General features: G+C 60.6%; 10 protein-coding genes and 1 pseudogene. All 11 read left to right on the top strand.

Annotated elements, in window-relative coordinates; translation table 11 throughout:
- A pseudogene (locus Q1K23_RS05020) lies at window positions 1-968 on the top strand (NADH-quinone oxidoreductase subunit C); the annotation flags it as partial.
- Between the two features lie 67 nt (window positions 969-1,035).
- Entirely contained in the window at window positions 1,036-1,509 is a 474-nt protein-coding gene (gene nuoE / locus Q1K23_RS05015) for an NADH-quinone oxidoreductase subunit NuoE (protein WP_300362962.1), read from the top strand.
- Between the two features lie 58 nt (window positions 1,510-1,567).
- A complete protein-coding gene (nuoF, locus tag Q1K23_RS05010; RefSeq protein ID WP_300362961.1) occupies window positions 1,568-2,824 on the top strand; it encodes an NADH-quinone oxidoreductase subunit NuoF in 1,257 nt (418 codons plus the stop codon).
- A complete protein-coding gene (locus Q1K23_RS05005; RefSeq protein ID WP_300362959.1) occupies window positions 2,821-4,239 on the top strand; it encodes a 2Fe-2S iron-sulfur cluster-binding protein in 1,419 nt (472 codons plus the stop codon). The genes nuoF and Q1K23_RS05005 overlap by 4 nt, the downstream gene beginning before the upstream one ends.
- Window positions 4,236-5,531, top strand: a complete 1,296-nt coding sequence (locus Q1K23_RS05000) for a complex I subunit 1 family protein (protein WP_300362957.1) — start codon at window positions 4,236-4,238, stop codon at window positions 5,529-5,531. The genes Q1K23_RS05005 and Q1K23_RS05000 overlap by 4 nt, the downstream gene beginning before the upstream one ends.
- A 157-nt stretch (window positions 5,532-5,688) precedes the next feature.
- Window positions 5,689-6,207, top strand: a complete 519-nt coding sequence (locus Q1K23_RS04995) for an NADH-quinone oxidoreductase subunit I (RefSeq protein ID WP_300362955.1) — start codon at window positions 5,689-5,691, stop codon at window positions 6,205-6,207.
- A complete protein-coding gene (locus Q1K23_RS04990) occupies window positions 6,200-6,715 on the top strand; it encodes an NADH-quinone oxidoreductase subunit J (RefSeq protein ID WP_300362953.1) in 516 nt (171 codons plus the stop codon). Before Q1K23_RS04995 ends, Q1K23_RS04990 begins: the two co-directional genes overlap by 8 nt.
- Window positions 6,705-7,016 (top strand): NADH-quinone oxidoreductase subunit NuoK, encoded by a 312-nt coding sequence (gene nuoK, locus Q1K23_RS04985; protein ID WP_366522645.1) that lies wholly within the window; start codon window positions 6,705-6,707, stop codon window positions 7,014-7,016. Before Q1K23_RS04990 ends, nuoK begins: the two co-directional genes overlap by 11 nt.
- The gene (nuoL, locus tag Q1K23_RS04980; protein WP_300362950.1) at window positions 7,013-8,914 is read left to right on the top strand and encodes an NADH-quinone oxidoreductase subunit L; all 1,902 of its coding nucleotides are present in this window, start codon (window positions 7,013-7,015) and stop codon (window positions 8,912-8,914) included. Before nuoK ends, nuoL begins: the two co-directional genes overlap by 4 nt.
- Window position 8,915: 1 nt before the next feature.
- Window positions 8,916-10,397 (top strand): NADH-quinone oxidoreductase subunit M, encoded by a 1,482-nt coding sequence (locus Q1K23_RS04975; RefSeq protein WP_300362948.1) that lies wholly within the window; start codon window positions 8,916-8,918, stop codon window positions 10,395-10,397.
- A partial coding sequence (locus tag Q1K23_RS04970; RefSeq protein ID WP_300362946.1) for an NADH-quinone oxidoreductase subunit N occupies window positions 10,394-11,492 on the top strand: 1,099 nt, incomplete at its 3' end. The genes Q1K23_RS04975 and Q1K23_RS04970, both read left to right, overlap by 4 nt.

Here is an 11,492-nt window from a genome sequence, read left to right as displayed (position 1 = left end):
GCTCGGCCCTGATGAACAACATCGCCTTCGTCAAGACCGTCGAAGAGATGCTGGGGCTCACGCTGCCCGACCGCGCCGTTTTCATCCGGGTGATCCTCGCCGAGCTTTCGCGCATCATCGACCATCTGGTCTGCCTGGCGGCGGGACTGCTGGACATGGGGGCGCAGACCAACTACTGGTATCTCTTCAACCCCCGAAACGACGCCTACGACTTTTTGAGCCGATTGACGGGGGCGAGGCTCACCAACAGCTTCATGCGGGTCGGCGGTATGGCCCACGACCTTTATGAGGGCTGGCGCGACGATCTGGACGACGTGCTGAAAAAGGTGCGTAAGGGCATCGACGAGACGCTGGTGATGGTGGCGAAAAACCGTATCTTCAACGAGCGCGTCCAGGATATCTCCCCGGTTTCGGCCGAAGAGGCGGTGAGCCGCGGTTTCACGGGGCCCAACCTTCGGGCCAGCGGCGTCCCTTTCGACTTGCGCTTCGCCGATCCGTGCTATCACTACGACACCTTCGATTTCGAGATGGTCGTCGGCAGCGTGGGAGATACCCACGACCGGATGATGGTCCGTTTCGAGGAGATGCTTCAGAGTATCCGCATCATCGAGCAGGCGGTGGAACGGATGCCCGAAGGCCCCGTCTGCGTTGACGATAGGGCCGTCACCCTGCCGCCCAAACCGGAAGTCTACAACACGATCGAAGGGACGATCGACCAGTTCAAACTGATCTTCGAAGGGGTGAAGGTACCGCCCAGGGAACACTACGGCGCTTTCGAGGCGGCCAACGGGGAGCTGGGCTTTTTCATCGTCAGCGACGGAAGCGGCACACCCTACAAGGTGAAGGTGCGCGCGCCGAGTTTCCTGCATATGCAGGCCTATCCGGATATCATCACCGACTACCAGGTGGCCGACGCGATCATGACGCTGGGAAGCCTGAACATCATCGCCGGGGAGATGGATCGATGATTCTTTGGTTATTGGTTATTGGTCATTGGTCATTGGGAGGCGGCTTTGCCGCCTGGGGAGAGAGATAATGGGTTTTGCGTTTACGGAAGAGAATTTACGGGAGTTGGAAGCGCTGGCGAAGCGGTATCCCTCCAAAGAGGCGTTGATGCTGCCCGCGCTCTGGAAGGTGATGGAGCAGGAGGGTTTCATCTCGGTCGAAGCGATGGAGGCGGTGGCCGAATGGCTGGGGGTCTCTCCGATGAAGGTCTACGGTGTCGTCACCTTCTACGAGATGTTTCACGAAAAGCCGCTCGGCCGGCATCATATCAAGGTGTGCCGCACCCTTTCGTGCGCGCTTTGCGGCCAAAGCGGCGTGCTGGAGCGCCTGAAGGAGCGGCTCGGTATCGAAGTGGGGGAGACCACCGAGGACGGCAGGTTCACCCTCTCGCAGGTGGAGTGCCTGGGCAGCTGCGGGACGGCGCCGGTGATGCAGATCGACGACACGCTGTATGAAAACCTCACACCCGAAAAGGTGGACGAAATATTGAAGGAGCTTCGATGAAACTTCTTCTTTGTCATTGGTCATTGGTCATTGGTCATTGGGGTGGAAAGGGCGTGGTATGAGAGAGGTAAAGATTGTGAGCCGTCGGTTCGACGTTCCAGATGTCGACCGATTGGACGTGGCCCTGGAACACGGGGCCTACAAGGCTGTGGAAAAGGCTTTTTCGATGGGATCCGAAGCGGTGCTGAACGCCGTCTGCGAAAGCGGCCTGCGGGGCAAAGGGGGCGGCGGGGCGCCGGCCTGCGGCAAGTGGAAACTGGCGGCGCAGCATCCCGACCCGGTGAAGTTCCTGGCCGTCAACTGCGACGAGAGCGAGCCGGGGACCTTCAAGGACCGGCAGATCATCACCAAAGACCCCCATCTGCTCATCGAGGGGATCATACTCACCTGCTACGCCATCGGGGCCCATGACGCCTACATCTACATCCGGGGCGAGTATCACGACTTTCAGAAGGTCCTGCAAAAGGCGATCGACGAAGCCTACGGGGCGGGCATCCTGGGTGAAAAGACGATGGGGCACGACTGGCGGCTCGACGTGACGATCCACCGGGGGGCCGGGGCCTACATCTGCGGCGAGAAGTCGGCCCTGCTGGAGTCGATGGAGGGCAAACGGGGCCACCCGCGCCTCAAACCCCACCGGAAAGAGCCGGAGTGGTACTTCGGACGGCCGACGCTGGTGAACAACGTGGAGACGATCGCGACGGTCCCTTTCATCGTCGCCGAAGGGCCACAAGCCTACCGGAGCTACGGCACCGAAAAGAGTCCCGGTACGATGCTTTTCGCCCTCAGCGGCCATGTGGAGCGTCCCGGCGTCTACGAGGCGGAGTTCGGCACGCCGATGATGGAGTATATCGAGCGTTTCGGCGGCGGTATCAAGGGGGGCAGGGCGCTCAAGGCGGTCATTCCCGGCGGCGCCTCGACCCCGGTATTGACGGCGGCCGAAGCGGCTGAAGCGCGGCTGGATTACGAGAGTATGAAGAGTCTGGGCAGTTCACTGGGCACCGGCGGGATGATCGTCATGGACGAGACGGTCGACATGGTGGAGGCGCTCAAAAACCTGCTGGGTTTCTACCACCACGAATCGTGCGGGCAGTGTACACCGTGCCGGGAGGGGACCGGCTGGGTCGACCGCATCGCCGACGCCGTGGTACGGGGCGAGGCCGAAGCGGCCGATCTGCAGAAGATGCTCGACATCTCCTGGACGATGAACGGCAAGACGATCTGTGTCTTCGCCCCGGCGGTTTCGGGTGTCATCGACGCCTTCGTCGAAAAGTTCGGTGACGAGTTCCAGGCCCGTCTACGGAGTATGGCATGAGCGAAAAGGTCAAAAAAATGGTGAAAATCACGGTCGACGACCGGACGATCGAAGCGGAAGAGGGGGCGATCCTGCTCCAGGTGCTTCTGGAAAACGGTTTCGAGATCCCCTACTACTGTTACCACGAAGCGCTGGGTCCCGACGGCAACTGCCGGATGTGCATGGTGGAGATCGAAGGAAAGAAGCGGCCCCAGATCTCCTGCGACACTTTCGTCGAAGAGGGGTTGATCGTCCGTACCGACACCGAAAACATCCGCAGAGTGCGACGCGGCATCCTGGAGCTCCAGCTGGTCAACCACCCGGTCGACTGTCCCGTCTGTGACCAGGCGGGCGAGTGCAGCCTGCAGGATTACTACATGGAGTACGGCCTCTATCACGGGAAGGTTCCCAAAGCGGAAAAACTCCACTTCGAGAAACATCTCGACCTGGGACGCAACGTCATGCTCGACCAGGAGCGGTGCGTACTCTGCAAACGGTGCGTGCGTTTCACGGGAAATATCGTCAAAACGGGCGAGCTGGGGGTCGTGGAGCGTGCCGACCACTCCCACATCGCCACGCTTCCGGGCAGGAAGCTCGAAAACGGCTACGCGATGAACGTCGTCGATCTCTGTCCGGTCGGGGCGCTGACCAGCAAGGATTTCCGTTTCAAACAGCGGGTCTGGTTTCTCACCTCCACCCCCTCGGTCTGCCACGGCTGCGCCACGGGGTGCGCCATCTACATCGACCACGCCAAAACCAAGTTCGAAGACGACACGATCTACCGTTTCCGTCCCAGGAAAAATCCCGATATCAACGGCCACTTCATCTGCGACGAAGGGCGCCTGAGCTACAAGGCGCTTCAGGAAAACCGTCTGCGGGAGGCGCGGGCGGAATCCTCCTCCATCGGTTTCGAAGAAGCGGCGGCACAGATGAAAAAGATGGTCGAATCGTGGCAGGGACGGATCGTGGTGCTGGCCGACGCGAACCTCTACATCGAGGAGCTGGAGATGGTCCAGATCTTCGCCAACCGGATCGGAGGAAAACTCCACGCCCCTCTGGATGCCTACCGGGACCCCGCCTTCGAAGACGCGTGGCTCAAAAGTGCGATGCGGGCCGCCAACGCCAAAGGGGTGGAGAGACTGGGGATCGACACGTCGATGCCATCCTCTCGGGGAGAGGTGCTGCTGATCAACTTCAACCATCCCGCCGCGGGCGATGTGAAGGCACGCCGCCAAATCGATCTGCTGACCCATCGGCCCGAAACCTTCGCCGACCTGACCCTGCCCATCGCCGCATGGAGCGAAACCTCGGGTACGCTGGTCAACGAAGCGGGCATCGAACAGCGGTGCGAACAGGCACTCTTCCCGAACGATCCGGTGCCGACCCTCATGACATGGCTGGAGGCGTGGGATCTGGGTGAAAGGTGTCTGGTATGAGTACGCTCTCCATCGTCGTGACCCTGGCGACCATCGTCCTGGCGGCGCTCCTGGCGCTTCTGATGATCCCGGTGCTGGTCTGGCTGGAGCGGCGGGTCTGCGGCCTCATCCAGGACCGCCTGGGCCCCAACCGCACCAATCTCTTCGGCTTTCGTCTGGGCGGGGTGGTGCAATCCTTCGCCGACGTGATCAAGCTGGTCGTCAAGGAGGAGTACTACCCCTCCCACATCGGCAAGGGGCGGTGGCTCTTCGTGCTGGCGCCGATGATCACCTTCGCCTCGGCGCTGCTGGCCTTCATGGTGATTCCTTTCGCCGACGACCTGGTGCTGTACGGCGAGCGGATGAAGATCCAGGCGCTGCCGGTGGAGTACGGGATCCTCTGGTATCTGGCCATCGGCTCCGTCGGTGTCATCGGGATGGTCTTCGGCGGCTGGATGAGCCACAACAAATACTCTCTGCTGGGGGCCCTGCGCTCCGCGTCGCAGATGGTCAGCTACGAGCTGGCCCTGGGGCTGGGTGTCATCAGCATGATCCTCACCTACGGGACGATCGACTTCAACGCCATGGTGCATTGGCAGAGCGGTACGGTGCTTGGCTTTCTGCCGGCCTGGGGGGCGCTGGTGCAGCCGCTGGCCGCCATTGTCGTCATCGTGGCGCTCTTCGTGGAGACCAACCGCGCCCCCTTCAGCGTCGCCGAAGGCGAAAGCGAGATCGTCGCCGGTTTCATGACCGAGTATACGGCGATGAAGTTCGCGATGTACTTCATGGGAGAGTACGTGGCGATGAACACCGCCAGCGCCGTCATCGTCACGATGTTCTTCGGGGGCTACCAGCTCCCATGGCTCTCCACCGAAACGCTGACGGCGCATTTTTCCGCCGTGGCGTGGACGATCGTCGTGGCGCTTCCTCTGTTCGTATGGTTCTTCATCCGCTGGATGAAAAAGAACAACACGGTGCGTCCGACCGTCTCGACCGACTGGGGACGCCACTTCGAAACGAAGGTGCTGAGTGTCGTACTGATCGCGATGACCGTCGTGATCGACTTGATATTAATATATATCAGCACATTACCGGAAGGTTCGGCCGCCACGACGGTGGCCGTGACGCTGCTGCAGATCGCCGTGTTCGTCATGAAACTGATGGCCTTCAACATCTTTTTCATCGTCGTCCGCTGGACGCTGCCGCGCTTTCGGTACGATCAGGTCCAGACGCTGGGATGGCGCTATCTGCTGCCCCTGTCGCTTCTGAACATTTTCGTCACCGCCATCGTGGTCGTAGGAGTCTTGTCATGAAGTGGAAGATCTTTATCGAACGCGTAGGCGCGGCTTTGCCGTGCCGGAGTGTTCAAGCCGCGCCAGCGCGGCGGGCCCGCTGCCGAAGTGGACACAGCGTCAGCGTAGTGAGGCGGACTTTGTTCGCCTCGCGTGTTTTCATAATGGGAGGTGCATCGTGACAAACCGCGTCAAAACCGTCCCCCGTTACAACAAAACGGCCAAAGAACGGCTCTATCTGCCCGCGATCTTCGAGGGTCTGAAGGTCACGGCCAAACACCTCTTCGTCAATGTCGCCGACATCAACGCCGTCGAGACGCTGGAGTATCCCGAGGAGCAGCCCACCGACATCACCGAGCGCTACCGCGGGCTGCACCGGCTCACCCATCGCGAGGACGGGTCGATCCGCTGTGTCGCCTGTTTCATGTGCGCCACCGCCTGTCCGGCCCAGTGCATCCATATCGTCGCCACCGAGCGGACGGACGGTATCGAGGAGAAGATGCCGCAGATTTTCGAGATCGACACCCTCGAGTGTGTCTTCTGCGGCTACTGTGTCGAAGCGTGCCCCTGCGACGCGATCCGGATGGATACCGGCATCTTTTCCGTCACGGGCAAGAGGCGGGAGGATTTCGTTCTGACCAAAGAGCAGCTTCTCGCCCACAAAAGCGCATTCGGGGAGGATACGAGCCGTGCCTGAAAAAATCATATTGACTCTGTTGGGACTGTTTCTGGTCGTGGGAGCGCTGACCGTCGTCATCGCCCGGCGGCCTGCTACCAATGCCATCGGTTTTCTGGCGGTTCTGCTGGCGGTGGCCGGCCTTTTCGCACTGCTGAACCAGTCGTTTCTCTTCCTGGCGCAGATACTCGTCTCCGTCGGGGCGGTCGTCGTTTTGACGCTGATCGTCATTTTGACCGTCAACCTTAAAGAGGAGCAGTTTCCGAAAGAGCGTTTCAAGGGGGTGTGGATCGTCGGCGCCTCCGTTCTGACGGCCCCTTTCGGCTGGCTGCTCTACAAAACGCTCGTATCGGTCGCGAACGCTTTTCCCAAAACCCAAAAAGGTTTCGGCAGTGCGGAAGCGGTGGGAAAATCGCTTTTTACCGACTGGGTGCTGCCGTTCGAGATTCTTTCGCTCCTGCTGCTGGCGGCCATGGTCGGGGCGATCATCATCGGGAAAAAGGAGCAGGCCTATGACATTGAATCCTGAATCGTTTCTGGCGCTGGCGACGCTGCTTTTTGGCATCGGTGCCGTAGGCGTCATGAGCCGGCGGAACATCTTCGTCGTCTACATGTCGATCGAACTGATGCTCAATGCCGTCAATATCGTTTTGGCCACCTTCTCCCGCCTGCATCCCGACATGGGTGGTTCGGTGATCGCCCTGCTCATTATCGGCGTCATCGCCGCCGAAGCGGCCCTCTTTCTGGCGATGATCGTTCAGCTCTATCGCAAAAAACGTACCGTCGACAGTGACGCCTTCACCGATCTGGCCCAGAGGAGGTTGTCATGACACTTCAGACGACGCAGCTTTTGGGCTGGATTCTGCTGCTTCCCTTTACGGGCGCGCTGGTACTGGGGCTGCTACACCTGACGTTTCCCCGTACCAGAAGGCTCGACACCTTCTATGCCGCTCTCGGTGTCGCCGGACCGGTCGTGGCGGCCGCGCTGGGGCTGAAGGTGCTCTACGCCGTCGCATCAGGCGCGGACGTAACCTTTCGCCAGACGCTCTTTACGTGGCTTTCGGTAGGCGATCTGAAGATCGGTCTTACGCTCTCGGCCGACGCGCTGGGGGCGGTGATGCTCTTCATCGTCACCTTCGTCGGCTCGGTCATCCATATCTACGCCGTCGGCTACATGCGCGGCGAGAAGAGTTTCGGCAAATTTTTCGCCTATTTCAACTTTTTTCTCGGAAGCATGCTGCTGCTGGTATTGGCCGACAATCCGATCGTCATGTTCATCGGTTGGGAGCTGGTGGGGTTGGCGAGCTACCTGCTGATCGGCTGGTACTACGAGGACCCGGCCAACGTCAAGGCAGCCAACAAGGCGTTTATCCTCAACCGCATCGGCGACTTCGGCTTCATCAGCGGCCTGGGACTGCTCTTCGCGCTGGTGGGGGAGGGGGGCTTCTCCTTCGCCGACATCGCCGCGCATATCGGATCGGTCGATCCGGCGATGACGGCGTTGGTGGGGCTGCTGCTTTTCGTCGGCGCCATGGGCAAGTCGGCGCAGATTCCGCTCTATGTCTGGCTGCCCGACGCGATGGCGGGGCCCACCCCCGTCTCGGCCCTGATTCACGCCGCCACGATGGTCACGGCGGGGGTCTACATGGTGGCGAGATTCTCCTTTTTGTACGAGTCGGTTCCGGATGTGGGTCTTTTCATCGCCTCCATCGGCGCCGCCTCGGCGCTGTTGGCGGCGCTGTTTGCGTGCTATCAGAGCGACATCAAGAAGATCCTGGCCTACTCGACGATGTCGCAGCTGGGCTACATGTTCATCGCCGTCGGGCTCGGCGGATACAGCGCCGGCATCTTCCACCTCTTCACCCACGCCTTTTTCAAGGCGCTTCTCTTCATGGGAGCCGGGGCCGTCATCATCGCCCTGCACCACGAGCAGAACATCTTCAAAATGGGTGGCCTGAAGGAGAAGATGGGGCTGGTGACGGCGACGATGCTCGTCGCGACGCTGGCCATTTCCGGCATCCCTCCCTTCGCCGGATTTTTCAGCAAGGATGCCATCCTGGCCCACGCCTTCGCCTCGGGACATACCTTCATCTGGGCCGTCGGCGTCGCCACGGCCTATCTGACGGCCTACTACATGTTCCGCCTCTTTTTCGTCGTCTTCGTGGCACCCCCACGGGAAAAGGCCGAGCCCGCGCCGCTGGATAGAACCGTCACCTGGCCGCTGGTCGTCCTGGCCGTCGGCAGCGCTGTCGCGGGCTTTTTCGGCCTGCCCGAAGCGTATGGGGGGCAAAACTGGTTCGCCGGATTTTTGCATCTGCCCGACCGGGCGCTCCATCTGGGCTCGGGTGAAGAGTTTCTGCTCGACATGCTCAACCTTCTCGTGGCCTCGGCCGGTATCTACGTCGCCTACAGGCTCTTCGCGCGATCGCCGAGGGAGGCACACGACGCCGCGGCGTGGCAGACGATGCTCCGTCATACCCTCTATGTCGACGAGATCTACGAGGCGCTCTTCGTCAGGCCTCTGAGGGGGTTGAGCCGTCTGCTCGACAGAGTCGTCGACAACCGGATCATCGACGGGATCATCGGTCTGACGGTGGGGGGGTACAGAGTGGCTTCGGCCGGTTTCGCGCTGCTGCAAAACGGCAGCGTCAGGTGGTACGCCCTCTATTTCATGGCGGGGCTCTGCGGCCTTTCGCTCTATATTCTTCAAAACATCGGAGGAGAGTGATATGGGGATGCTTCTGAGCTATATCGTCTTTCTTCCGATGCTGTTCGCGATTCTGATGGGGCTCTTTCGGGTGAAGTTTCCGATACTGCGCGCGGGTGCGATGCTCTCGGCACTGCTGGTTTTCGCCCTGTCGCTCTATCTCACGCTCCATTTCGATCCCGCCGCGGAGGGGATGCAGTTCGTCCGTCGTCTGCCGTGGATCCACAACTACGGCATCTCCTACTATCTGGGGATCGACGCGCTCTCCCTCGTGATTTTGCTGATGACCGCCTTTTTGATGCCGCTTCTGTACCTCTACATGTGGAACTACGAGAAACAGGGCTACTGGTACAACATGCTCCTGCTGCAGACGGGTGTGACGGGGGCCGTGCTCTCGCTGGATCTGATTCTCTTCTATCTCTTCTGGGAGACGATGCTGCTGCCGATCTTCGTCATGATCGGCCGCTTCGGCCACGGGATGAACCGTTTCAACGCCATGAAGATCCTGCTGATGACGGTGCTCGGTTCGATGGCGATGCTCTTTTCGATCCTCTATCTGGGGTACGAGTATTACGAAGCCCACGGTGCGTGGAGTTTCGCTCTGGACCACCTGGCCACGCTCAGTTTCGATCCGAAGACCTCGATCTGGCTGGCGGCGGGTTTTCTGCTGGCCTTCGCGATCAAGATTCCGCTGCTGGGTTTCCATACCTGGATGGCGCCCGCCTACAGCTCCGCGCCGACGCCTTCCGTGGTGATACTCTCGGCCATCATGGCGAAGCTGGGCGTCTACGGCCTGTGGCGCTTCGGTTACGGACTCTTCGGCCCGACACTGAGCTACTACGAACCGACCATCGTCGTGCTGGCCGTCGCCGGTCTGCTCTACTACGCGATCCACGCGATCATGGAGAACAACCTGCGGCGCATGTTCGCCTTTTCGTCCGGTTCGCACCTTTCGCTCATCGCCCTGGGCATCGTTCTGACGAATCTCTACGCCTGGAGCGGCAGCCTCTACTTCATCGCCACCCACGCCCTCGCTTCGGCGGGGATCTTTCTGATGATCGGTCTGCTCTACCGCCGCACCGGGAGCGTCCACATCTCCAACCTGGGGGGCATCGCCTCGGTGGCGCCAAGATTTGGCTTTCTCTTCGCCTTTTTCGCCCTCTGTATCGCGGGGCTTCCGGGGACGGGGGGATTCGTCGGCGAGCTTCTGATCGTCATCGGCGCTTTCCATGAGGGGATCGCCATCGGCTTCGCGGCGGCGACGACGATGCTCGCGGCGATGCTCTTCGTCTTCTGGATGCTGCAGCGGACGGTGTTCGGACCCGTCACGCGCCATACGGCGCAGTTCGGGGATCTCACGACGCTCGAGCTGCTGACGTTGACTCCGATCGCGTTGCTGCTGGTGGTGACGGGCATCGCCCCGTCGCTCTTCACCCCGCTTTTCGAACCCCAGCTGCAGCAGATGCTCCAAACGCTGGCGCAAACCGTCGGAGGTGCTTCATGATGGAACAGCTCATTCTCGTCCTTCCGATGGCGTTGATGGTCGTCGGGGCGTTCGTCCTGCTGATGCTCAGTACCGTCAAAAGAATCGGTCTGAAGCGTTACCAGTGGATCGCGGTCGCTTTCATGGCGGTCGCCTTTTTCGTCGAGCTGCCGCAGTTCGGGAGCGGGACGGTGCGCTACGCCTTTTACGAAGTCTTCGGAAAGATGTACGTCATCGACGACTTTTCGACCCTCTTCGATCTGATGTTTCTGGCCGGAGGGATCTTCACGCTGCTGATCAACAGTGTCTATCTGGAGAAACGCAAGTACTACAACGGCGAGTTTTTCGCCCTCTTTCTCTTCAGCATCTTCGGCATGACGACACTGGCCCACGCCAACGATCTCGTCACCGCCTTCATCGGCCTGGAGCTGGCGTCGCTGAGCATCTATGCCCTGGTGGGATACCACAAAAACAATCCCCTCAGCGGCGAGGCGATGTTCAAGTATCTGGTCCTCGGCTCTCTGGCCGGAGCCATGTTCATTCTGGGAAGCGCCATGATCTACGGGGTTTCCGGTACGACGCTGATTCCTGAGATCGGCGACTTCGTCCGCAACCACGCCGGCGACTACCGTCTTCTTCTGACGGTGGCCGGCATGCTTCTGCTCGTGACGATCCTCTTCAAGATCGGTGCCGTACCCTTTCACGCCTGGGTTCTGGACGTCTACCACGGATCGCCGTTCCCGGTGACGATGTTCATGGCGTCGACCTTCAAGATCGCGCTCTTCGCCGTGGCGCTGCGCATCTATCTGGCCTATTTCAGCCATACGGGACTGCACGGCAGCGACATGCTCACCGCCATCACCGTCCTGACGCTTCTGGGCGGCTCCTGGCTGGCGCTTTCGCAGAACATTCTCAAGCGGATGCTGGCGGGCTCCTCGATCGTCCACGGCGGATACATGCTCATCGCGCTCTCCTCCATCGGGCTGGGATCGAAGCTGGCCGCGCCGGCGATCATGTTCTACCTGCTCAGCTACTTCATCAGCTCCGTGGGGGCCTTCGGGATCCTCAGCTACATCGCCGCCTACGCCAAACGGCCGCTCACCTACGACGACTTCA

The organism is Hydrogenimonas sp., from assembly GCF_029933015.1.
Lineage (GTDB): Bacteria > Campylobacterota > Campylobacteria > Campylobacterales > Hydrogenimonadaceae > Hydrogenimonas.
This window is presented reverse-complemented; position numbering and strand designations above follow the sequence as displayed.

What these genes read in the sequence shown, in the direction of transcription:
- Q1K23_RS05005 (WP_300362959.1), top strand. Translation starts at nt 2,821, where the DNA reads ATGAGCGAAAAGGTCAAAAAAATGGTGAAAATCACGGTCGACGACCGG.
- nuoF (WP_300362961.1), top strand. Translation starts at nt 1,568, where the DNA reads ATGAGAGAGGTAAAGATTGTGAGCCGTCGGTTCGACGTTCCAGATGTC.
- Q1K23_RS04975 (WP_300362948.1), top strand. Translation starts at nt 8,916, where the DNA reads ATGGGGATGCTTCTGAGCTATATCGTCTTTCTTCCGATGCTGTTCGCG.
- nuoE (WP_300362962.1), top strand. Translation starts at nt 1,036, where the DNA reads ATGGGTTTTGCGTTTACGGAAGAGAATTTACGGGAGTTGGAAGCGCTG.
- Q1K23_RS05000 (WP_300362957.1), top strand. Translation starts at nt 4,236, where the DNA reads ATGAGTACGCTCTCCATCGTCGTGACCCTGGCGACCATCGTCCTGGCG.
- nuoL (WP_300362950.1), top strand. Translation starts at nt 7,013, where the DNA reads ATGACACTTCAGACGACGCAGCTTTTGGGCTGGATTCTGCTGCTTCCC.